This window comes from Streptomyces sp. NPDC090032 (genome assembly GCF_044748025.1).
Lineage (GTDB): Bacteria > Actinomycetota > Actinomycetes > Streptomycetales > Streptomycetaceae > Streptomyces.
In genome coordinates this window covers 299,531-321,386 of sequence record NZ_JBIVFF010000006.1, presented here as the reverse complement: position 1 = coordinate 321,386, position 21,856 = coordinate 299,531, and the positions used below count along the sequence as shown (strand labels likewise).

General features: G+C 70.6%; 17 protein-coding genes and 1 pseudogene. 11 read left to right on the top strand and 7 right to left on the bottom strand.

Annotated elements, in window-relative coordinates; genetic code table 11:
- Window positions 1–43 precede the first annotated feature (43 nt).
- Window positions 44–691: a TetR family transcriptional regulator gene (locus ACIPWY_RS16810; RefSeq protein WP_362897952.1), complete on the bottom strand. Its 648-nt coding sequence runs from the start codon at window positions 689–691 to the stop codon at window positions 44–46.
- A gap of 299 nt (window positions 692–990) precedes the next feature.
- Here ACIPWY_RS16810 and ACIPWY_RS16805 point away from each other — a divergent pair, with 299 nt between their 5' ends.
- Together ACIPWY_RS16805 and ACIPWY_RS16800 are read left to right on the top strand one after the other, a co-directional pair.
- Window positions 991–1,677 (top strand): VOC family protein, encoded by a 687-nt coding sequence (locus ACIPWY_RS16805; protein WP_401533647.1) that lies wholly within the window; start codon window positions 991–993, stop codon window positions 1,675–1,677.
- Between the two features lie 214 nt (window positions 1,678–1,891).
- The gene (locus ACIPWY_RS16800; protein WP_362897949.1) at window positions 1,892–4,297 is read left to right on the top strand and encodes a PQQ-binding-like beta-propeller repeat protein; all 2,406 of its coding nucleotides are present in this window, start codon (window positions 1,892–1,894) and stop codon (window positions 4,295–4,297) included.
- An 11-nt stretch (window positions 4,298–4,308) separates the two neighbouring features.
- Here the strand turns inward: ACIPWY_RS16800 and ACIPWY_RS16795 are convergent, their stop codons facing one another.
- Entirely contained in the window at window positions 4,309–4,974 is a 666-nt protein-coding gene (locus ACIPWY_RS16795) for a hypothetical protein (RefSeq protein ID WP_362897947.1), read from the bottom strand.
- 140 nt (window positions 4,975–5,114) lie between these two features.
- On the opposite strand from ACIPWY_RS16795, the gene ACIPWY_RS16790 reads away from it, so the two are divergent.
- Window positions 5,115–5,705 carry a hypothetical protein gene (locus ACIPWY_RS16790; protein WP_351986494.1) on the top strand — a complete coding sequence of 197 codons (591 nt, stop codon included), beginning with the start codon at window positions 5,115–5,117 and terminating at the stop codon, window positions 5,703–5,705.
- 48 nt (window positions 5,706–5,753) lie between these two features.
- On the opposite strand, the gene ACIPWY_RS16785 is transcribed toward ACIPWY_RS16790, so the two are convergent.
- The 3 genes from ACIPWY_RS16785 to ACIPWY_RS16775 all read right to left on the bottom strand — a co-directional run bounded on the left by ACIPWY_RS16785 (window position 5,754) and on the right by ACIPWY_RS16775 (window position 8,190).
- Window positions 5,754–6,527 carry an enoyl-CoA hydratase/isomerase family protein gene (locus ACIPWY_RS16785; RefSeq protein ID WP_401533643.1) on the bottom strand — a complete coding sequence of 258 codons (774 nt, stop codon included), beginning with the start codon at window positions 6,525–6,527 and terminating at the stop codon, window positions 5,754–5,756.
- Window positions 6,524–6,976 (bottom strand): OB-fold domain-containing protein, encoded by a 453-nt coding sequence (locus ACIPWY_RS16780; protein ID WP_362897944.1) that lies wholly within the window; start codon window positions 6,974–6,976, stop codon window positions 6,524–6,526. Before ACIPWY_RS16780 ends, ACIPWY_RS16785 begins: the two co-directional genes overlap by 4 nt.
- Window positions 6,977–7,038: 62 nt before the next feature.
- Entirely contained in the window at window positions 7,039–8,190 is a 1,152-nt protein-coding gene (locus tag ACIPWY_RS16775; RefSeq protein ID WP_362897942.1) for a lipid-transfer protein, read from the bottom strand.
- A 123-nt stretch (window positions 8,191–8,313) separates the two neighbouring features.
- On the opposite strand from ACIPWY_RS16775, the gene ACIPWY_RS16770 reads away from it, so the two are divergent.
- Window positions 8,314–9,900 (top strand): FadD3 family acyl-CoA ligase, encoded by a 1,587-nt coding sequence (locus tag ACIPWY_RS16770; RefSeq protein WP_393701467.1) that lies wholly within the window; start codon window positions 8,314–8,316, stop codon window positions 9,898–9,900.
- A 31-nt stretch (window positions 9,901–9,931) separates the two neighbouring features.
- Window positions 9,932–10,249: pseudogene (locus tag ACIPWY_RS16765) on the top strand (SUKH-4 family immunity protein); the annotation flags it as partial.
- Between the two features lie 105 nt (window positions 10,250–10,354).
- Here ACIPWY_RS16765 and ACIPWY_RS16760 read toward each other — a convergent pair.
- Together ACIPWY_RS16760 and ACIPWY_RS16755 are read right to left on the bottom strand one after the other, a co-directional pair.
- Window positions 10,355–10,525, bottom strand: a complete 171-nt coding sequence (locus ACIPWY_RS16760) for a hypothetical protein (protein WP_165914673.1) — start codon at window positions 10,523–10,525, stop codon at window positions 10,355–10,357.
- Between the two features lie 217 nt (window positions 10,526–10,742).
- Complete coding sequence (locus ACIPWY_RS16755) at window positions 10,743–13,742, bottom strand: BTAD domain-containing putative transcriptional regulator (RefSeq protein ID WP_401533638.1); 3,000 nt, start codon at window positions 13,740–13,742, stop codon at window positions 10,743–10,745.
- A gap of 175 nt (window positions 13,743–13,917) precedes the next feature.
- Here ACIPWY_RS16755 and ACIPWY_RS16750 point away from each other — a divergent pair, with 175 nt between their 5' ends.
- The 6 genes from ACIPWY_RS16750 (at window position 13,918) to ACIPWY_RS16725 (ending at window position 21,710) form a co-directional block, all read left to right on the top strand.
- Complete coding sequence (locus tag ACIPWY_RS16750; protein WP_362897936.1) at window positions 13,918–15,174, top strand: amidohydrolase family protein; 1,257 nt, start codon at window positions 13,918–13,920, stop codon at window positions 15,172–15,174.
- Between the two features lie 4 nt (window positions 15,175–15,178).
- Window positions 15,179–16,120 (top strand): LLM class F420-dependent oxidoreductase, encoded by a 942-nt coding sequence (locus tag ACIPWY_RS16745; protein ID WP_401533635.1) that lies wholly within the window; start codon window positions 15,179–15,181, stop codon window positions 16,118–16,120.
- A gap of 107 nt (window positions 16,121–16,227) precedes the next feature.
- Complete coding sequence (locus ACIPWY_RS16740; protein ID WP_362897933.1) at window positions 16,228–17,007, top strand: SDR family NAD(P)-dependent oxidoreductase; 780 nt, start codon at window positions 16,228–16,230, stop codon at window positions 17,005–17,007.
- Between the two features lie 157 nt (window positions 17,008–17,164).
- Window positions 17,165–18,283 (top strand): LLM class flavin-dependent oxidoreductase, encoded by a 1,119-nt coding sequence (locus tag ACIPWY_RS16735; protein WP_266563126.1) that lies wholly within the window; start codon window positions 17,165–17,167, stop codon window positions 18,281–18,283.
- Between the two features lie 212 nt (window positions 18,284–18,495).
- Window positions 18,496–20,235 (top strand): amidohydrolase family protein, encoded by a 1,740-nt coding sequence (locus ACIPWY_RS16730; RefSeq protein WP_393701475.1) that lies wholly within the window; start codon window positions 18,496–18,498, stop codon window positions 20,233–20,235.
- A gap of 8 nt (window positions 20,236–20,243) precedes the next feature.
- Entirely contained in the window at window positions 20,244–21,710 is a 1,467-nt protein-coding gene (locus ACIPWY_RS16725) for an aldehyde dehydrogenase family protein (RefSeq protein ID WP_362897930.1), read from the top strand.
- Window positions 21,711–21,856 lie beyond the last annotated feature (146 nt).

Sequence of the window (21,856 nt, the reverse complement as noted above, 5' to 3'; positions counted from 1 at the left end):
CTGCTCGACAGGAACTGGGAAACCCCGAAGGACCGCTCCAGGGCTACTTCGCCGGCTTCTTGCCGGTGACGCCCAGGTGCACCAACAGGGCGAGATTGGGCTTGAGTTCGGCCTGCTTCACGCCCCAGGTCTGGAAGCCCTTCTGGTGCGAGGCCACCGCCGCGAGCATCGCGACGAGCGAACCGGCCATCGCGGCGGGGCTCACGTCCTTGTCGACCTTGCCCTTGGCCTGGAGCTCCTTGACCGTGTCCGTAAGGGAGTTGTTCACGGAGTTGAGGATCTTCATGCGGATCTTGTAGAAGCGCTTGTCGCCCTCGGCCGCGCCGAGGTCGACGACGCGCAGGATCGCGTCGTTCTTACGCCAGAACTCGAGGAAACCGTCGACGAGTTCCTGCGAGGTCTGCCAGCCGGCCTTGCCGACCCACGAGCGCCCCTCGAGGAGCTGGGTCAACCCGGCGCCCTCCGTGGCCATTTGCTCGGCGATCTCCAGGACGGCGCCCTCGACGTCCGGGAAATACTGGTAGAAGGTCGCCGGCGAGGTGCCTGCCTTCCGGGCCACATCAATGACTTTGACGTCCCGGTACGGCGAGGAGCTGAGCATCTCGCCGAGGCACTCCAGCAGCTTCTGACGCGTGGCTTGACCACGCCGTCCGGCCACGCGGCCGTCGACGGTACGTACTTGTCCTGTCATGCCGTCAGCTTACCGAGGGGTGATCGGAGCGCGATTCGGCCGACTGCAAATGGGGTTGAGGGCTCCGGCACATGGGTTGATGCGGGGTCGTCCGGGGCTTTTGCGCATGTGGGGGCCGGTGGGATCGCGCACGTTATCAACAGGCTGTGGAAAACCCCGTGGATAAAATTGGCCAAGTGTTCGAATCGCCTGTGTCGCCGACCCGCGGACGAGGCACCCTGCCACCCAGGAGACACCTCTCCCCATTGTGACGTACGGCACACCCGCGTACGGCAGGTGAACAGGAAGGACGCACGCCGATGGAGTTCGCCGAGGGAGCCCCCTGCTGGGCCGACGCCGCGCTCCCCGACGTGGAGGCGGGCAAGCGCTTCTACGGCGACCTCTTCGGCTGGACCTTCGACGAGGGTGCGGGCGCGGAGTACGGCTACTACACCCAGGCCTACAGCGACGGCAGGACCGTCGCGGCCCTCGCCCCGGACCGTGACGGCCGCACCCCCACCGGCTGGACCGTCCACTTCAGGGCCCGCGACGCCGAGACCGTCGCCTCCGCCGTCCAGGACTCCGGCGGACGGCTCCTCGTCGAACCCCTCTCCATCGGCCCCTTCGGCACGATGGCGCTCGCCGCCGACCCCGAAGGCACCGTCTTCGGCCTCTGGCAGGCCGGCACCCACGGCGGCTTCGAGACGCGAGGGGAACCCGGGACGTTCCGCCGGGCCGAACTCCGCGCACACGACACGACGGCCGTCGCCCCCTTCTATGCGTCGGTCCTCGGCCACGGAGTCGCTGACCTCGGTATATCCAGCGCCGGCGGGGGTGCGCCCGCCCGCTTCCTCGTCCACTTCGCCGTCACCGACTGCGCGGCCACGGCCGAGGCCGCCACCCGCCTCGGAGGCCGCGTCAAGGAAGAACCGTCCGACACCCCGTGCGGACGCGTGGCCGTCCTCGCCGACAACCAAGGCGCCGCCTTCGCCGTCCACCAGGGCTGAACCGACACCTGCCGCCCTGCTCCCGCCCCGTCCGGCCCGGCGGAAGCCACCCGTAATGCGGCACCTCTCCCGTGACACCCCGATTTGCCCCAGGGTTCGCAACCGGAGCCCCGTACAGGAAGAATCGGGGTGCGTGCCGCCGTAGCGCTTCGGTGGTGAGACGCTGACCGGGGACTGTGCACAGCGACCCGGTCCCGTACGGGGAGGCAGGCAAGTGGTGGATCAGCTGACGCAGCACGATCCGAGGCGGATCGGCCCGTTCGAGGTCCTGGGACGGCTCGGCGCCGGCGGCATGGGACTCGTCTATCTCGCGCGCTCGGCATCCGGCCGGCGCGTGGCGATCAAGACCGTGCGGACCGAACTCGCCGAGGACCAGCTCTTCCGCGTCCGCTTCACCCGCGAGGTCGAGGCGGCCCGCGCCGTATCGGGCTTCTACACGGCCGCCGTCGTCGACGCCGACCCGCGCGCCGCCGTGCCGTGGCTCGCCACCGCCTACGTCCCCGCACCCTCCCTCGAAGAAATAGTGAACGAGTGCGGGCCCCTGCCGGCCCAGGCGGTGCGCTGGCTCGCCGCCGGAATCGCCGAAGCCCTCCAGTCGATCCACGGCGCGGGCCTCGTCCACCGCGACCTGAAGCCGTCGAACGTGCTCGTCGTCGAGGACGGCCCCCGCGTCATCGACTTCGGCATCGCGTCCGGCGTCTCCAACACCCGCCTGACCATGACGAACGTCGCCGTCGGTACCCCCGCCTACATGTCGCCCGAGCAGGCCAAGGACTCCCGGAGCGTCACCGGGGCCTCCGACGTCTTCTCCCTCGGCTCCACCCTCGTCTTCGCCGCCACCGGACACGCCCCCTTCCACGGCGCCAACCCCGTCGAGACCGTCTTCATGCTGCTGCGCGAAGGCCCCGACATCGAAGGCCTGCCCGCCGAACTGCGGCCCCTCATCGAGTCCTGCATGAAGATGGAGGCACCGCTGCGGCCCTCGCCCGCGGACCTCCAGGCCCAGCTCGCCCCACACCTGTTCGGCTCCGGCAGCGACGACAGCGGCACCGCGTCCGCCTGGCTCCCCGAGCGCTCCGTCGCCCTCATCGAGGAGCGCAGGGGTGGGCGGCCCCCGGTCAGGAGCAGCGGTCCCGGCCGCGGCGGCAGCGGCGGACGGGGTGTGCACGGCGGCGGCCCCGGCCCCATGCCGGTCATGCCCGCACAGCCCCCCGGCCCGCCCCCGTCCCACGCCCCCGGCACCGGCGGCTGGCGCCCCACGCCCGCGCCCGTCGGTACCTCGGGCCTCGCACCCGACGCCGGGCCCGTGCGCCTGGCCGGGGCGAAGGTCCCGATCGGGCCCGGCCCGCGCGTCGCCGACGCCCGCGCCGCCGCGGTGAAGGCACCGCCCGCCGACGCGGGCCTCGCCGCGTCCTGGTCCCGCCCCAAGCCGGGAGCCAACGGCGCCCCCGACCCCGTGATCCCCGCCCCGGCCCCCGAGGCGGGCGCCGCCTGGCGGCCCTGGCGCTTCCGTATGTCGAACGACGTGTGGGGCACCCCGTCCGTGGCCGGAGACCTCGTCTACGTGACCTCTTTCGAGGTACACGCACTCGACGTCTCCACGGGCCGGCGCCGCTTCAAGACCCGCGACGTCGCCTGGTCCATGGCCGTCGCCGACGGCCGTATCCACGCCTCCGACGGCCCCACCCTCTACGCGCTCGACGCCCGCGAAGGGCACGACCTGTGGCGGCTGCAGACCGACGCCTGGGTGTACTCCCTCAAGGCCGACCGCGGCACCGTCGTCACCGGCACCCGCGGCGGTGGCGTACAGGCCTGGGAAGCCGCCAACGGCGACAAGCTGTGGGAGATCACCGGCGCCCAGACCGACTTCGAGTCCCCCGAGGCCGGACCCGTCATCCACGACGGGACCGTCTACGTCTGGCAGGACGCCCGGCTGCGCGCGCTGGATGCCCGTACCGGCGAGGAGCGCTGGTCGTACCCGATCGGTGACGCGGCCTCCTGCGGCGGCGTCCCCGTCCGCCTCACCCAGGCCCCCGACGGCTACGTCTACGTGGCCGCCGGCACCCGCGTCCTGGCCGTCGACATCGCGAGCGGTCACGTCCGCTGGCACTTCGAGGCGCCCGCCGTGTTCCTCTGTCCGCCCGCGTTCGCCCCCGGCCCGGCCGTCACCGGCGGCGGCGTCTACCTCGCCGACCACCTCGGCACCGTCTACGCCCTCGACGCCACCGACGGCCGCGACCGCTGGCGCATCGCGACGGAACCCCGCCCCTCCTCCGTCGAACCGGTCCTCGTCTCGCACGGCCACGTCCACGTCGGCAGCGGCCAGGGCCTCTACACCCTCGACGCCGTCACCGGCACCCCCAAGTGGCGCTTCCAGGCGGGCGGCGAGGTCGTCGGCTCACCCGTGGTCGCCGACAACCGCATCCACTTCGGCGCCACCGACCACCTCCTCTACACCCTCAAGGCCGACGACGGCCGCCTGCGCTGGAAGCTCGCCACGGGCGGCGAGATCACCGGCGCACCCGTGGTCAAGGACGGCGTGGTGTACGCGTGCAGCAAGGACCGCTGCGTGTACGCACTCGACGCGGAAAAGGGCACGGGGACGGCTTCGGCGCGCTAGGGGGTATCCCCTTAGGGCTTGTCGGTCGGCTCCCCGCCCGGGTGTCCCCGCTGCCCCTCCTCGTACGGCGGCTCCTCGTAAGGGGGGTCCGGGTACGGAGGCTGCTCGCCGTACGGCTGCATCGGGCCCTCCAGCGTGTGCTGGGGCCCGTCGAGCGTGGGCGCCGGCGGCGGGACCGGGTCGGTGAAGTGCGTGGGCTCCGGGCCCGTGTCACCGGCGTACCCCTGGTCCGCGTACTCGGGGAGCCGTGGCTGCCGTTTCTGACGCCCGCTCATCACGGCCGCGGCGAGCAGCAGCACCACACCGCCGACGCCCGCGCCGGCCACTCCGAGACCGAGTCCGGAACCGTCACCGGCCACCACCATCCGCCCCTCGGCCTGCCCCACTCGCACCATCCACAGCACGGTGAACGCGAGCACCACCACGCCCGCGCACGCTACGAGCAGCCGCGACCGCAGCGCGACGCCGATCAGCGCAGCGGCGGCGGCCACCACGCACGGCAGGAAGAGGGAACCGAACAACTGCGCGCGGGCGTCCGTCACTCCGGCACCCGAGAACAGGTCACCGAGGCGGTAATAGCGCCCATGACGGCCGTCGTACCACGCACGGAAGGGACTGGAGACGGCGGCCGCCGCGCCTAGGAGAGCGAGGATCGACCCAAGGACGTTGCGGACCATCGCAGCCTCCTGAATGCTGCCCGGTTCGGCTCTCGGTCCCGACGCTACGCCTGGAGGAGACCCCTCGCCACGCGGCGCTGCTACGGTGTCGGGTCGCCGGAGGAATGCGATGATCACCATATTTTCGGGGGAGCGCAAGGATGCTGCGACGAGGGCTGAAGCTCACGGCACTGGCGGCCGTGGTCGTACTCGCACTGACCGGATTCTCGACGGGCCACGGCCACGGCGGGTCCGGCAAGAGCAAGAGCAGGGGGAGCAGTAGCAGCAGCGGTGGCGGCTGCTCCAGCTCGAAGCAGAACCACGGCTCGAGCTACAACGGCTCACACCACAGCGACTACGACGATGACGACTACTACGACGACGACTCGTACGGGTCGTCGGGCGGGAGCGACACCACGCCGACCCCGACGTCCACGGCCCCCAACACCGGTGACGCCACGTTCGTGATCGTCGACTGCGCGGGACCCGATCGCAGGGCCGGCAAGCGGAGCCGCGCCTCGAGGAAGGCCGACTCGACAGTGACCGTACGCGTCACCTCCCTCAAGGCGAGCACGTACGACTTCGGCATCTCGGTCGATCTCCTGGACGCCCGCGGCAACCTCGTCGAGAACGTCAACGACGACGTGAACCTCGACGCGGGCGAGACCAAGACCGTCACGCTCAGGATGACGGCTGCCGGCAAGGCGTCGAAGGTGAGCAAGTGCGCCAACCCGTGGGCGACCACGCTCTGACCTATTGGTCACCTGCCGACCTGTCCACTTACTCACCTGCCCGCCTGCTCACCGCACCCGGAAGTCGCCCGAGCGCCTTGTGGTGAACAGCTCCGTCTGCCGCTCCGGGGGCAGATTTCCCAGGGCGATCAGCTGCGGCGCGTGCGCGAAGGCCTGCGTGCGCGCCGCCTCCTTGGCCGCCCACACCGCCCGCACCGTGCCCTGCACGGCCTCGGTCGGATACGACGCGATGGTCTCGGCGCAGGCCACCGACGCCGCCAACGCATCGCCGGGCGCGGTGAGTTCGGACACGAGCCCGGTCTCGTACGCGCGCCGGGCCGAGATCCGCTCCGCGGTCCCCATGAGCGCCATCCGTGCCACCTCGCCGAACGGCATGCGCTGGGCGAGATGGATGGTCTCGTAGGCGCTGACCATGCCGTAGGTCGTGTGCGGGTCGAAGAACGTGGCGCTCTCGTCGGCGACGACGAACTCGCTCTCGCCGATGAGATAGAAGGCCCCGCCGCACGCCATCCCGTTGACGGCGGCGATGACGGGCTTCCACAGGTCGTTCGCCTTCGGCCCGACCGCGACGAGCGGATCGTCGATGCTGTACGGGGACCGCGGCTGCGGCACCTCGGCATCGCGGTCGATCCCCGTACAGAACGCCCGCTCGCCGGCCCCGGTGATGACGACGGCGCGCACCGAGTCGTCGAACCGGAACTCCCGCCAGATGGCGGCGAGTTCGGCGGCGGTGGTGAGGTCGATGGCGTTGTGGCGCTCGGGCCGGTCGAGGGTGACGACGGCGACAGCGGACCGTTTGTCGGTCTCGACGCGCAGAGTCATGGCCGCTCCAGGACCCAGCGGGGCATCGTCACGCCGTCGACGTCGGTGAAGACGACCTGCACCTTGGCGCCGATGCGCAGACGCGCGGGATCGACGGAGTCGAGGGGCGCGTCGGCGGAGGTGACGAGATTCCCGACGAGGCGGATCCGCGGAGCGTCCGCCAGTTCGACGACGATCGCGTTGTACGGGGCGACGGCGGCGTACGCGGGAAGCAGCGGCGGATGCGGGACGACGTAGGACCAGATCCGCCCGCGCCCGCTCATGAGCCGCCACTCGCTCTCGAACGACCCGCAGTGCGGGCAGCAGGGGCGGGGCGGGAAGCGCAGCTCGCCGCAGGCGGGGGAGGCGCAGGCCTGGATGCGGAGCTCGGATTGGGCGGCGTAGTGCCAGAAGGGTGCACCGTCGTCATCGATGACAGGTGACAGATAACCGGTTCCAGAGTCTGCCATTGATCAGTCCAACTTCCCTGTTGTCATGGGTCGGTACGGCTCTGCCGGGCGTGCGGCGCCGCTCACGCCCCCCGCAGCAGCAGAGCCGACGTGGGTACGCCCTCGCCCGCCGTCACCAGGCAGGTCCCCGCGCCCGGCACCTGCGCGGTGCTCGTCCCGCGCAGTTGCTTCACGCCTTCGTTGATCAGGTTGAAGCCGTGGACGTACGCCTCGCTGAGGCCGCCGCCGCCGGTGTTCAGGGGCAGCCGCCCGCCGATCTCCAGGGCCCCGCCCTCCGTGAACGCGCCGCCCTCGCCCCGCCCGCAGAACCCGTACCCCTCCAGGGACAGCGGGATCAGCGGCGTGAACGCGTCGTAGATCTGCGCCACATCCACGTCCTCCGGCCCGAAGTCGGCCTGCTTCCACAGGTGCCGGGCCGCCGTCCACGCCGGTCCTGTCAGCGGATCGTCGTTCCAGTAGTTGACCATCCCGTGGTGCTGCGAAGGCAGCCCCTGCGCCACCGAATGCACGTACACGGGCGTCTGCCGGCAGTCACGCGCGCGCTCGGCGGAGACGATGACGCACGCCAGCGCACCGTCTGTCTCCAGGCAGTTGTCGAAGAGGCAGAGCGGTTCGCTGATCATGCGGGCCGTCATATACATGTCGCGCGTCAGCGGCCGCTCGTACATCATCGCGGCCGGGTTCTGGTTGGCGCGGTTGCGGCAGGCGAGGGCGACGTTGAACAGGTGGTCCCTGGTCGCCCCGTACTCGTGCATGTAGCGGCGCGCGAGCATCGCGATCTCGTCGGCGGGGCGCAGCAGGCCGTACGGGCGGGTCCACTGCGCGGGTGTCGGCAGCTGGACCGCCGTGTTCTTCCACGGGCGCGGCCCGGACCCCCGTTTCCTCGACCGCCAGGCGACCCCGACGCTCGCCTGTCCGGTCGCGACGGCCGCGGCGAGATGCGCGACGGTCGCGCACGATCCGCCGCCCCCGAACCCCACCTTGCTGAAGAAGGTCACGTCCCCCGCGCCGACGGCCTTGGCGACCTCGACCTCGTCGGTCTCCTCCATCGTGTACGAGGCGAAGGCGTCGACCTCGGACGGCGCGATCCCGGCGTCTTCGAGAGCCCCGAGAATGGCCCGGCAGGCCAACGTCTTCTCACTCTCGGGCAGTTGCTTGCCGAAAGCCGTCTGCCCGATCCCCACTATGGCCGTCGCGTCCTTGAGCCCCGCCATCGCAAGCCACCTCCGCGCGTCGTGATGCCACCACGATCGTCCCGTCTGCTGACAGCGCGTCAGGCTACAGCTAATCTGACGGATAGTCAGCTACGGGTCGGCTACGGGTGTGGAGGTCGTGCGATGCGCGAGGACCTGGAGTGGGGCACCGTTCCCCAACTGGTGCGTGCGGCAGCCGAACGGTACGGGGAGCACGAGGCCGTCGTCGAGGGCCGTACGCGCATCTCCTACGCGGAACTCGGCGACCGCGTCGAACGGGCGGCCGCCGCGTGCATCGCGAGCGGCGTCGAAACGGGTGACCGGGTGGCGATCTGGGCGCCCAACACCCTCGACTGGATCGTCTCGGCGCTCGGCGCGGTGAGCGCGGGCGCCGTCCTCGTCCCCCTCAACACGCGCTTCAAGGGCACGGAGGCGGCCTACGTCCTGGACCGCTCCCGCGCGAAGCTGCTCTTCGTCACCGGCACCTTCCTGGGCACGTCGTACGTGGCGTCCCTGCGCCGGGCGAACGCCGAACTCCCTTATCTGGAACAGGTCGTCGTCCTCGCGGAATCGGCTCCCGACACCTCACCCGACGACGCGGACCCGCGCGTATGGCGGACCTGGAAGGACTTCCTCGCGGGCGGCGAGGGGATTTCGGGCGAGACGGTACGGGCCCGTTCGGCCGCGATAGACCCCTCATGGGCATCCGACATCATCTTCACCTCGGGCACCACGGGCCGACCCAAGGGCGCCGTGATCACCCACGCGCAGACCCTGCGCGGCTACGCGATCTGGTCCGACCTGGCCGGCCTACGCGAAGGCGACCGCTACCTGATCGTCAACCCCTTCTTCCACACCTTCGGCTACAAGGCCGGCATCATCGCCTGCCTGATGCGCGGCGCGACCATGGTCCCGCAGCCGGTCTTCAACGTGGACACGGTCCTCGCCAACATCGCCGCCGAACGCATCTCCGTACTCCCTGGCCCGCCCACCCTCCACCAGTCACTCCTGGACCACCCGAACCGCACCGCCCACGACCTGTCGGCGCTACGACTGGTGGTGACAGGAGCGGCAGTGGTCCCCCTGCAACTGGTGGAACGCCTGCGCGGTGAACTCGGCGTGGGCACCGTCCTCACGGCATACGGCCTCTCCGAGGCCAGCGGCATCGTCACGATGTGCCGCCGCGGCGACGAGGCCGAGGTGATCGCGTCGACGTCGGGCCGGGCGATACCCGGCACGGAAGTACGGGTGGACTCACCCGCCCCCGGCGAACCGGGCGAAGTCCTGGTCCGCGGCTTCAACGTCATGAGCGGCTACTTCGAGGACGACGAATCGACGCGCGAGGCGTTCACGCAGGACGGCGGCTGGCTGCGCACCGGTGACGTGGGCGTCCTGGACCGATCCGGCAACCTCCGCATCACCGACCGCATCAAGGACATGTTCATCGTCGGCGGCTTCAACGCGTACCCGGCCGAGATAGAACAGCTCCTCGGCCTCCACTCGCACGTGGCCGACGTCGCGGTGATCGGCGTACCGGACGGCCGCCTGGGCGAGGTCGGCAAGGCGTACGTCGTACGGCGCCCGGGTTCCGTCCTCACGGCCGACGACCTGATCGCCTGGTCCCGCCGCGAGATGGCGAACTACAAGGTCCCGAGGACGGTGGAATTCGTGGGGGAACTGCCGCGGAACGCGAGCGGGAAAGTGGTGAAGGGGGAGCTGCGGGGGCGGTGAGCCCCCGTAGTCGGTAGCTGTCCGAGGGCGGCACGGATCTCCTCGATCATCCGACGCCGACGAGAAGACCGTGCGGGAACTCCACGCGGACGTCTCCTCCCTCGTGCAGGTCACCCTGCGGTTCCAGCGCCTGCTCGAGGAGTTCGCCTTCGGCGGCGAAGACGCGGACGAGGAAGCCGACTTCGAGCGTCTGGAGGGCGAGGTCGGGCGGATTGGTCAGGAGACGAGCAGCGTCGACCCGCTTCCCTTCCAGGACGACGAAACCGTCTGGTCGGTGGTCGGCGAGGAAATCGCCATGGGCCGGCGCTTCAAGGGGAACAGTCCGGGAGCGCGCTCGCTCTACGGGTGACCGCCGTCGGCCTCTCAGGGGCCGGGCTGCCACGCCCGGACACGCCTCGGCCGCGACGGCTCCCCCTCCGCGCCGTCGCGGCCGATCCCCGTCGGGAAGAAAGTCTTAGGCGTCCTTGGGCGGTGCCGGCATGGAGTTGTCCATCGTGGTGATGGTCTCGTCCTTGGGCGGCGCCGGCATGGAGTTGTCCATCGTGGTGATGGTCTCGTCCTTGGGCGGCGCCGGCATGGAGTTGTCCTGCGTCGTGAACTGCGGGTCCTTCTTCTTCTCGGTCATGAGCTTCTGTCCTCTGCTGTTTTGACGAGTGAGGAACGCCCGCCCAGAAGCTCCCCCGAGGGCTGCTGGACGGGCGTTTCGGAGCCGCACACACTAGCGGTTGGGCTCCTGGCCAGACCGTCTGCCCCCCGACGCGACGGTGTGACACGTATGAGAGTGCCGGGCAGCGATAAACGAATGCTGAACGCCCGCAACTGCCCCGTGGTGGTGCCGTCGTTCACGCTGCCGTGGCGGGCCTGAGCAAGCTGCGTGCCTCATCGGCTTCGGGGGCCCCGTTCTGTTCGTAGAGGCCGAGCGCCTCCTGCCAGCAGACCCTCGCCCGGTCTGCCTGCCCCAGGGCAGAGAGTGCCCGTCCCAGGAGTGTCAGGACATTCCCCCGCATTCGGTCACCGCCGATACAACCCAGGGCGAGGGCTTGTTCGGCGTGCTGAGCTGCTTGTGGCGGGTGCTGGGCGGCGAGGTGAGCAGCGGCGATCCGGAAGTGGGTTGCCCCCTCCCAAAGACGCTGGCGATGCTCGGTAAAGATGCCCAGAGCGTCGGAGAACTGGCCGAGAGCCTCGGCGTGACGGCCGGCGTGGGTCAGGGCCACGCCGAGGGCGTAGTGCCCACTGGCACGACGCATCGGCTTGCCCAGCTCGGCGTGTACCGCCAGTGAGTGCTGTGCGATCTCGACCGCCCTCGCGACGTCGCCCATACCGAGATAGGCGCGCGAGAGATTGGCCAGCGTGACGGCTTCGCCGAGTCTGTTGCTCGCCGCGCGGTGGCCCTCGATTGCCTGGTCGAAACAGGCCTTCCCGTCCGCGTACTGGTGCTGGTGCAGCGAGACGAGGCCCCGGTCGTTGGCCACCCAGCTGATCGCGGTCGTGTCTTCCGCGCTGGTTGCGTACTCCATGGCGAGCTGTGCCTGCTCCGCTGCCTGCTGGATACGCCCAGAGACAAGGAGGACGTTGGTGAGTGTTGTCCGCGCCCTCCCCTCGGCGCGAGCGTCTCCCGCAGAGCGCGTGGCGTCACACATCGCTCTGGCCGTCGTCTCGTACTGGTGGGAGTTGGCCCCAGACTCGGTCAGGTCCTTCGCCGCCCACAGCAGATCCACGGCCCGCCGCAACCTGCCCGTGCCCGCGGCCTGCCGCACGCAGGCCAGCAGAGCGGCAGCCTCGGTATAGAGCCAATCCAAAGCAGCGGCCCCTTCGGTGAACCGCAATCCCGCGTACTGCGTCGCCTCCAAGTGATCCACCAGCCGATCCCCCGGCCGCTCAATCGCATAGACCCGAGCCGCCGTAGCCAGATAAAAGTCCAGCAGCCGCGACATCGCCGCCCCCCGCTCCTCCGGAGGCAGCTCGTCCCGTTCCGCGCACGCACGCGCGTAGAGCCGGACCAGGTCGTGGTAGCGGTAGCGGCCGGGGGCCGCGGACTCCAGTAGGGACGTGTCGACCAGTGACTCCAGGAGGTCCTCCGTCGACTCGACCGGGAGGTCCAGGACCGCTGCTGCCGCCGCCAGGGAGACGTCCGGGCCGTCCGCGAGCCCCAGCAGCCGGAATGCCCTGGCCTGCGCGGGCTCCAGCTGGCCGTAGCCCAGTTCGAACGTCGCCTTGACCGCCAGGTCGCCCGCCTGGAGTTCGTCCAGGCGGCGGCGTTCGTCGGCGAGCTTCGCCGCGAGGACCGAGACCGTCCACGTGCGCCGCGCCGCCAGGCGCGACGCCGCGATGCGGATGGCCAGAGGGAGGAAGCCGCACGCGGCGACGACGTCGAGGGCCGCCTCCCGCTCGGAGGCCACCCGTTCCGCGCCCACGATCTTCGTGAAGAGCTGGAGCGCTTCCTCCGGCGACATCACGTCCAGGTCCACGAGGTGCGCGCCCACCAGGTCGACCATCCGTACGCGGCCCGTGATGAGCGCCGCGCAGCCCTCCGTGCCGGGGAGCAGGGGGCGGACCTGGGCCGCGTCGCGGGCGTTGTCCAGGAGGATCAGGACGCGGCGGCCGTCGAGTGTGGAGCGGTAGAGCGCCGAGCGTTCTTCGAGGGAGTCCGGGATCGCGGAATCCGCGGTTCCCAGAGCGCGCAGGAACGAGCCGAGGACCGTCTCCGGTTCCGCCGCGCGTGAGCCCGCGCCCTGTAGGTCGACGTACAGCTGGCCGTCGGGGAACGAGGGGCGGGCGGCGTGGGCCACGTGGACGGCGAGCGTTGTCTTTCCTACGCCGCCGATGCCCGCGACCGCGGAGACGGCCATGACCTGGCCCGAGCCGTCGGGGGAGGAGGCGGAGGACAGGATGTCGCGCAGTTCGGTCACGAACGATGCCCGGCCCGTGAAGTCGGGGACCGTGGCAGGGAGTTGGGCGGGGCGGAGTGGCGCCGCCGAAGGCTCCGTCGTCGGGGCGGACGGTTCCGCGAGGGCCGGGTCCGCCTGGAGGATGCGCTGCTGGAGTTCGGCGAGTCCGGGGCGCGGGTCGACGCCGAGTTCGTCGGCGAGGAGGCGGCGCGTGTCGGCGTAGACGGCGAGGGCCTCGGCCTGGCGGCCGGAGCGGTAGAGGGCGAGCATGAGGAGCTCGCGCAGGCGCTCGCGCAGCGGGTGCGCGGCGGTGAGGGCGGTGAGTTCGGAGACCGCCTCCGCGTGGCAGCCCTGTTCGAGGTCCATGTCGAGGCGGGATTCGAGCAGGCCGAGGCGCCATTCCTCCAGGCGGGCGCGCTGGGTCTCGGCGTAGGGGCCGGGAATGTTGGCGAGCGGCTCGCCGTCCCACAGGGCCAGCGCCCGGTTGACCAGCTCGCGCGCCTTGCACAGGTCGCCGGCGCTCCGTGCCTTCTCGGCGTCGGAGCGCAGCGCCTCCGCCGCGGCGAGGTCGAGCGCGTCGGCGCTGACGGAGCGGATCGCGTAGCCGCCGGACTCGCTGACCAGGACGCCGGGGTCGAGGATCTTGCGCAGGCGGGAGGCGTACGTGCGAACCGCGGCGAGGGCTTGCGAGGGGGGCTCGTCGCCCCACAGCGCGTCGATCAGTTCGGCGGCCGTCGCCGTGCGGCCCTCACGCAGCAGGAGCGCCGCGAGCAGGGCGCGCTGCTGCGGTGAGCCCGTGGTCAGGAGCTCGTCGCCGCGCCAGGCGCGTACCGGTCCGAGCACGCTGAACCGCAGGCCCGCCGGGGTCTCCTGGGGCTCGGGAGATTCACAGCTCCCGGTGGCCCCGGAGGTCCCGGCGCGTCGCTGCTCCGGTACTCGCGGTACACCGTCCATCGTCGCCCCCTGCCGCATGGTCACGTCTCGCGGTCAACCCGAGACACCGAGGCCAGTTTGCCTTGTTCATGGCGGATGCGTCAGCCGCGCGAGACAGCCATCACACACACCTCACCTCATGTCCCCGCCGTCCGGAGAGCTGACGGGTCGTCAGATCAGCGCTACCGTGGTCGACATGGAGACCAATGAGAGCAAGGAGAGCCCCCGGGGCTTCCCGCGGATCATTTCCGTGGACGACCACACTGTGGAACCGCCCGGCGTCTGGCAGGACCGCCTTCCGGCCAGATACCGGGACGAAGGCCCCCGCATCGTGCGCGCGCCCCTGAAGGAAATGACGTTCCTGGGCGGCAAGTTCGCGCCCGTCATGGGTGCACCCGGGGACGAGGGGCCGATAGGCGACTGGTGGGTCTACGAGGACCTGCACCGGCCCCTCACCCGCCTCGACACCGCCGTCGGCTACGACCGCGACGAGATCAAACTCGAGGTCATCACGTACGAGCAGATGCGCAAGGGCTCGTACGACGTGCCCGCCCGGCTCGCCGACATGGACGTCAACCACGTCCAGTCCGCCCTCTGTTTCCCCACCTTCCCGCGCTTTTGCGGGCAGACGTTCACCGAGGCCAAGAACCGTGAACTCGGGCTGCTCGGCGTGCGCGCGTACAACGACTGGATGGTGGAGGAGTGGTGCGGGCCGCAGGCGCAGGGGCGGCTCATACCGCTCACCCTCGTCCCCCTGTGGGACGCCGAGCTGGCCGCGGCGGAGGTGCGGCGTAACGCCGCCCGGGGTGTCCGCGCCGTCGCCTTCTCCGAGATACCGCCCCACCTGGGCCTGCCCTCCGTCCACACGGACGAGTGGGACCCCTTCCTGCGGGCCTGCGACGAGACCGGCACCGTCATCGCGATGCACATCGGCTCGTCCAGCAAGATGCCGTCGACCTCGCCCGACGCGCCGCCCGCCGTCGGTTCGACCATCACCTTCGCCAACTGCTGCTTCTCGATGGTCGACTGGCTGATGAGCGGCAAGTTCGAGCGTTTCCCGAACCTGAAGATCATGTACGCCGAGGGCCAGATCGGCTGGATCCCGTACATCCTGGAGCGCGCGGACGTGGTCTGGGAGGAGAACCGCGGCTGGGGCGGCGTCGCCGACAAGGTCCGCAAGCGGCCCTCCGAATACTTCGCCGACCACGTCTACGGCTGCTTCTTCGACGACGCGTTCGGGCTCAGGAATCTCGACGCGATCGGCGTCGCGAACGTGCTGTACGAGACCGACTACCCGCACTCCGACTCCACCTGGCCGAAGTCCAAGGAGGTCGGCGAGGCGCAGATGGGCCACCTGGCGCCGGACGTCGTCGACCGCATCGTGCGCGGCAACGCCATCGACCTGCTGGGGCTGACCGACGACGGGCTCTGGGCGGGGCAGGGTGGTGAGTGACCCCATGAAGTCCGGGACGTCGCACCTCGCCTACGGCATCCAGCTCCCCGTCCAGTCCCAGTCCACGATGTACGCCGAGGGCTGGGAGGCCGGGGCCGGGGCCGCCGACCTCGCCGAGATCGCCCGCACCGCCGACCGCACGGGCTTCGACTACATCGCCTGCTGCGACCACGTCGCCATCCCGCGCCGGCTCGCCGACGCGATGAGCACCGTCTGGTACGACCCGGTGGCCACGCTCGCCTACCTCGCGGGCATCACCGAGCACGTGCGCCTCATGAGCCACGTCGCGATCGTCGGCCTGCGCCATCCGCTGGCCGCCGCCAAGCAGTACGCCACCCTCGACCACCTCTCCAGGGGCCGGCTGATCCTCGGGGTCGGGGCAGGGCACGTACAGGAGGAGTTCGAGGCGCTCGGGGTCGACTTCGCGCGGCGCGGGGCCGTGCTCGACGAGTCCCTGGACGCGCTGAAGGCGGCGCTCGGGCCGGAGGAGTATCCGTCGTTCAAGGGGGAGCGGTTCACCTTCGAGGGGCTCGGGCAGCGGCCGCGTCCCGCGCAGAGCCGCGTCCCCGTGTGGGTGGGCGGGTCCTCGGCCCCCGCAGTGCGCCGTGCCGCCCTGAAGGGGGACGGGTGGCTGCCGCAGGGGGACAGCCGCGATCAACTCCCGGGCCAGATCGCCAGGTTGAGGCGGCTGCGGGAGGAGGCGGGTATCGAGGCCCCCGTCACCGTGGGCGCGATCGCAGAGCCCCTGTACGTGGGCGAGCCCGCGTGGCACGTCGGGCGGCGCACCCTGTCCGGCGCCCCGCAGGCCCTCGCCGAGTCACTGCGCGCGTACGGCGCGATGGGCGTGGACCAGATCCAGGTCCGGTTCCGGTCCCGGGGTCTCGGTGAACTCACCGACCAGATGGCGGCGTTCGCCGCCGATGTCGCTCCGCACCTGAACGACTAGGTGGCTCAAGACGACCAGGTACGTGAACGACTGACTACCTGAACGACTGAGTACCTACCTGAACGACCAGGCAACGACCAGGCACCTCACCGACTAGGAGTACCGGCATGGGCAAGCTGGACGGGCGCGTCGTCGTCATCACGGGCGCGGCACGCGGGCAGGGCGAGCAGGAGGCGCGGCTGTTCGCCGCGGAGGGTGCCAAGGTGGTGCTCGGGGATGTCCTCGACGACCAGGGCGAGGCGCTCGCCAAGGAGATAGGCGGGCTGTACGTCCATCTGGACGTGAGCCGCGAGGACGACTGGGCGGCCGCCGTCGCTGCCGCGAAGAAGGCGTACGGGAAGATCGACGGGCTCGTGAACAACGCGGGGATCCTGCGGTTCAACGAGCTGGTCAGCACGCCTCTGGACGAGTTCCAGCAGATCATCCAGGTCAATCAGGTGGGCGCGTTCCTCGGGATCAAGACGGTCGCGCCCGAGATCGGGGCGGCCGGCGGGGGCACGATCGTGAACACGGCCTCCTACACGGGGGTGACGGGCATGGCGTACGTCGGCGCGTACACCGCCACCAAGCACGCCATCGTGGGGCTGACGAAGGTGGCGGCGCTTGAGCTGGCCGCGAAGAAGATCCGCGTGAACGCCGTCTGTCCTGGCGCGATCGACACCGCGATGAGCAATCCGTCGCAGCTCGATCCGGGCGCGGACACCGAGGAGGCCTCGCAGGCGCTCGACGAGCTGTACCGCAAGCTCGTGCCGCTGGGGCGGGTGGGGCAGCCCGAGGAGGTGGCGCGGCTCGCGCTGTTCCTGACCTCGCAGGAGGACTCCGCGTACATCACGGGCCAGCCGTTCGTCATCGACGGCGGGTGGCTGGCGGGCGTCAGCGTGCTCTGACGCCACGCTCCATGTTCCATGGTCTGACGCTGCATCAGGTATTGACGCTGTACGGGCACGGTGAAACAGTCGGCACATCGAATCTGACGGTACGTCAGAAAGAGCGCAGGAGCTTCTGACGCAGCCGCCGGTCACAGACAGGGGACGGTGAACCTCCTTGGAATTCGGGCTCTTTGTACAGGGATATGTGGGCAAGCGGGCCGAGACCGACCCGCTCGCCGAGCACAAGGCGCTGATGGAGGAGACCGAGTACGTCATCCAGGCGGACAAGTCGGGCTTCAAGTACGCCTGGGCGTCCGAACATCACTTCCTGGAGGAGTATTCGCACCTCTCCGCCAACGACGTCTTCCTCGGCTACCTCGCCCACGCCACCGAGCGCATCCACCTCGGCTCCGGCATCTTCAACCCGCTCGCCCAGGTCAACCACCCGGTGAAGGTCGCCGAGAAGGTCGCGATGCTCGACCATCTCAGCGAGGGACGGCACGAGTTCGGCAGCGGGCGCGGCGCCGGAAGCCACGAGATCCTCGGCTTCATCCCCGGCGTCACCGACATGAACTACACCAAGGAGATCTGGGAAGAGACCATCGCCGAGTTCCCGAAGATGTGGCTCCAGGAGGAGTACGTCGGGTTCAAGGGCAAGCACTGGCAGCTGCCGCCGCGCAAGATCTTCCCCAAGCCGTACGGGAAGGCGCACCCGGCCATGTGGTACGCGGCCGGCTCCCCGCCCTCGTACGCGATGGCCGCCAGGAAGGGCCTCGGCGTCCTGGGCTTCAGCGTGCAGAAGGTCTCCGACATGGAGTGGGTGCTGGAGCAGTACAAGTCGAACATAGGCAAGGCGGAGCCCGTCGGGGCCTTCGTCAACGACAACGTCATGGTGACGTCGACCGCGATCTGCGCGCCGACGCACGCGGAGGCCGTACGGATCGCCGCCACCGGCGGGCTGCACTACCTCCAGTCGCTGGTCTTCCGCTACCACGACACGTTCCCGCGCCCCGAGGGCTTCCCCGTGTGGCCCGAGACGCTGCCCGAGTTCAACGAGGAGATCATCGAACTCCTCATCGCCGAGGAGCTGTTGATCTGCGGCGACCCGGACGAGGTGCTCACGCAGTGCAAGCGGTGGGAGCAGGCGGGCGCCGACCAGCTGTCGTTCGGCATGCCGATCGGCATCTCCAAGGAGGACACGCTCCAGTCGATCAAGCTGATCGGCGAGCACGTCATTCCGAAGATCGATACGGATCCGGTGCACCGGACGACGCGCTTCCGTGAGGCCGTCTGATCCGGCCTCGCCCCTCGACCGCCCCGGCCCCTCCTTTCCCGGACGGGGGCCGGGGCCCTCCGGGGTGCGGGTTCCATGGGTGACCGTCTCGGGGCCGTGCCCCGGACCCCCTGTCGCCCTTCGGGCTCGTCCTCGAACGCCGGACGGGCCGGACGGGGCCCGAGTCCCCGCCACCCCCGCTACCACTCACCCTTCAGGAGGGGGACGACCTCGTGCTCGACCATCTGATCAAAAACGCGACCGTAGTCGACGGGACGGGAGCCCCCGCCTACGTCGCCGACGTGGGGATACGTGACGGGCGTATCGCCGTCATCGCCGAGCCGGGGCGCGTGACCGAGCCCGCGGCGGGCGGTGAGGACGCGCGCGGCCGGATTCTCGCCCCCGGTTTCGTCGACCCGCACACCCACTACGACGCCCAGCTGTTCTGGGACCCGTACGCGACACCCTCCCTGAACCACGGCGTGACGACCGTCGCGGGCGGCAACTGCGGCTTCACGCTGGCCCCGCTGCACCCCGAGCGGCCCGAGGACGCCGACTACACGCGGCGGATGATGTCCAAGGTCGAGGGGATGTCGCTCGTCGCGCTCGAACAGGGCGCGCCCTGGACCTGGAACTCGTTCGGTGAGTATCTCGACGCTCTCGACGGGCGGATCGCCGTCAACGCCGGCTTCATGGTGGGGCACTGCGCGCTGCGCCGGTACGTGATGGGCGCGGACGCGGTCGGCGGGCAGCCGACGCCCGAGCAGCTGGAGCAGATGCTCGCCCTGTTCCACGAGGCGATGGACGCGGGCGCCTGGGGGTTCTCCACGACGCAGTCGTCCACGCACTCGGACGGCGACGGGCGGCCCGTCGCCTCACGGCACGCGCTCCCCGAGGAGCTGATCGCGCTGAGCCGGGCCGTCGCCGAGCACGAGGGCACCCAGATCGAGGCGATCGTCGCCGGGTGCCTGGACCAGTTCAGCGACGACGAGATCGATCTGTTCGTCGAGATGAGCGTGGCCGCCGGGCGGCCCCTGAACTGGAACGTCCTGACCATCGATGCCGCTGTTCCGGAGCGCGTGCCGCGTCAGCTGATCCCGAGCGAGCGCGCCCGCAAGGCCGGCGGCCGGATCGTCGCGCTGACCATGCCGATCCTCACCCCCATGAACATGTCGCTCGGCACGTTCTGCGCCCTGAACCTCATCCCCGGCTGGGGCGAGATCCTCGCCCTGCCCGTCGACGAGCGGATCGCGAAGCTGCGCGACCCGGACGTGCGCGCCGAGATGCTGCGGCGTGCGGACAGCAAGGAGGCCGGCGTCTTCCGGCGGCTCGCCCACTTCGGGCGGTACGTCATCGGGGACACGTACTCGGAGGCGAACGAGGGCCTGACCGGGCGGGTGGTGAACGACATCGCGGCCGAGCGCGGCCAGGAGCCCTTCGAGTGCCTCGTCGAGATCTGCGCCAACGACCGTCTGCGGACGGTCCTCTGGCCCATGCCCAGCGACAACGACCCGGACTCGTGGGCCCTGCGCGCCGAGACCTGGAGCCACGAGGACGTGCTCCTCGGCGGGTCCGACGCGGGGGCGCACCTGGACCGGATGTGCGGAGCGCCGTACACGACGCGCTTCCTCGGGGACTGTCTGCGCGGGCGGAAGCTCGCCGGGATCGAGGAGGCGGTGAAGATGCTCACCGATGATCCGGCGCGGCTCTTCGGGCTGCGTGAGCGCGGCCGGATCGAGGAGGGCTGGCACGCGGACCTCGTCCTGTTCGACCCGGAGCGGATCGACGCGGGCAAGGCCACCCTCGTCCACGACCTGCCCGGCGACAGCCCGCGCCTCGACTCGAAGGCGATCGGCATCAACGCCGTGTGGGTCAACGGCGTCGAGGTCATCCGCGAGGACGTCGTGACCGGTGCCGTGCCCGGGACGGTGCTGCGGTCGGGGCGCGACACGAGGACGGTGTCCACCAAGTGACGCGTCAAGTGAACGATTCCCAGCGGCTGTTCATCGGCGGCGAGTGGACCGAGCCGGACGGCGGGCACTACGAGGTCGTCGATCCGGCGTCGGAGGCTGTCGTCGGGCTCGCGCCCGAGGCGTCCCGCGCGCAGGTCCACGACGCGGCGTCGGCGGCCCGCGAGGCCTTCGACTCGTGGTCGCGCACGAAGCCGGAGGAGCGCGCAGCGATCCTGGACCGGGCCGCCGACGTGATGCAGCGCGACTTCGCGGCGAACGCGGAGCTCGCGCAGGCGGAGAGCGGCGCGACGAGCGCGACCGCGCGCGGCATGCAGGTCGCGGTGGGGGTGGCCCGGTTCCGGCGCTATGCGAAGGGCGCGCTCGAACCGGTCGAGCAGGGGCTTCCGCCGCAGGTCAGCGAGGCGGGGCCGATGGGGAAGGCGGGTGTGCTCGGCGCGCTCGCCGTACGGCAGCCCGTCGGCGTCGTCACCTGCATCACCTCGTACAACAACCCGTGGGCGAACCCGGCGGGCAAGGTCGCCCCGGCGCTCGCCATGGGGAACACGGTCGTCGTGAAGCCGGCCCCGCAGGACCCCCTGTCGGTGTACCGGATGGCGGCCGCTCTGGAGGAGGCGGGGGCGCCGCCCGGCGTGGTGAACGTGGTCAGCGGGACGGCTGTGGACGTAGGGGAGGCGGCCGTCGACTCGCCGGACGTCGACATGGTCAGCTTCACCGGCTCCACCGCGGTAGGCCGCCGCATCGGCGAGGTGTGCGGGCGCGGCATGAAACGGCAGCTGATGGAGCTGGGCGGGAAGGGCGCGGCGCTCGTCTTCGACGACCTGGACGAGGCGGGCCTCGCCTCTGCGGTCGCCGGGATCGGGACGACGTACGCCTTCTACAGCGGCCAGATCTGCACCGCGCCGACCCGGGTGATCGCCCAGCGGGGGATCTACGACGCGCTCGTCTCGAAGCTGAGCGACTACATCGGGTACATGAAGGTCGGCGATCCGCGGGAGCGCGGGACGGTCGTCGGGCCGGTGATCTCGGCGGCGCACCGTGACCGTGTCGAGTCGTACGTCGAGCTGGGCCGCAAGGAGGGTGCGCGGGTCGTCGCGGGCGGCGAGCGCCCCGCCCTCGACCGGGGCTTCTACGTCGCCCCGACGCTCCTCGCGGACTGCACGAACGACATGCGGGTCGTGCGGGAGGAGATCTTCGGCCCGGTCGTGGCGGTGGTGCCCTTCGACGACGAGGAGGAGGGGGTGGCCCTGGCCGACGACAGTGAGTACGGGCTCATCGACTACGTGTGGTCGGGCGATGTGGCGCGGGCGTTCCGGGTGGCGCGGCGGCTGCGGGCCGGCGGGGTCGGTGTGAACACGGTCGGCCGGAACATGGAGGCCCCGTTCGGCGGGTTCAAGCAGAGCGGGGTGGGCCGGGACGTGGGCTCGTACGCCCTGCACGCGTACAGCGAGCTCCAGTCGATCGTCTGGCAGGGATGACGGCGGGTGTGACAGCCGGGGCTGCGTGACGGCTGGGGTAACCGGCGGAAACATCACACGGAAAATTTTGAACCCGGCAAAACGGGCGCCGCTGCGATTACCGAATACCGGACGCTGCTGGTTATTCCTTCCGATGAATGGGGTTA

Excerpts from the sequence above, each read along its gene's own strand:
- ACIPWY_RS16810 (WP_362897952.1), bottom strand. The coding sequence starts at position 691 with ATGACAGGACAAGTACGTACCGTCGACGGCCGCGTGGCCGGACGGCGT.
- ACIPWY_RS16805 (WP_401533647.1), top strand. The coding sequence starts at position 991 with ATGGAGTTCGCCGAGGGAGCCCCCTGCTGGGCCGACGCCGCGCTCCCC.
- ACIPWY_RS16795 (WP_362897947.1), bottom strand. The coding sequence starts at position 4,974 with ATGGTCCGCAACGTCCTTGGGTCGATCCTCGCTCTCCTAGGCGCGGCG.
- ACIPWY_RS16790 (WP_351986494.1), top strand. The coding sequence starts at position 5,115 with ATGCTGCGACGAGGGCTGAAGCTCACGGCACTGGCGGCCGTGGTCGTA.
- ACIPWY_RS16785 (WP_401533643.1), bottom strand. The coding sequence starts at position 6,527 with ATGACTCTGCGCGTCGAGACCGACAAACGGTCCGCTGTCGCCGTCGTC.
- ACIPWY_RS16780 (WP_362897944.1), bottom strand. The coding sequence starts at position 6,976 with ATGGCAGACTCTGGAACCGGTTATCTGTCACCTGTCATCGATGACGAC.
- ACIPWY_RS16775 (WP_362897942.1), bottom strand. The coding sequence starts at position 8,190 with ATGGCGGGGCTCAAGGACGCGACGGCCATAGTGGGGATCGGGCAGACG.
- ACIPWY_RS16770 (WP_393701467.1), top strand. The coding sequence starts at position 8,314 with ATGCGCGAGGACCTGGAGTGGGGCACCGTTCCCCAACTGGTGCGTGCG.
- ACIPWY_RS16760 (WP_165914673.1), bottom strand. The coding sequence starts at position 10,525 with ATGACCGAGAAGAAGAAGGACCCGCAGTTCACGACGCAGGACAACTCC.
- ACIPWY_RS16755 (WP_401533638.1), bottom strand. The coding sequence starts at position 13,742 with ATGGACGGTGTACCGCGAGTACCGGAGCAGCGACGCGCCGGGACCTCC.
- ACIPWY_RS16750 (WP_362897936.1), top strand. The coding sequence starts at position 13,918 with ATGGAGACCAATGAGAGCAAGGAGAGCCCCCGGGGCTTCCCGCGGATC.
- ACIPWY_RS16745 (WP_401533635.1), top strand. The coding sequence starts at position 15,179 with ATGAAGTCCGGGACGTCGCACCTCGCCTACGGCATCCAGCTCCCCGTC.
- ACIPWY_RS16740 (WP_362897933.1), top strand. The coding sequence starts at position 16,228 with ATGGGCAAGCTGGACGGGCGCGTCGTCGTCATCACGGGCGCGGCACGC.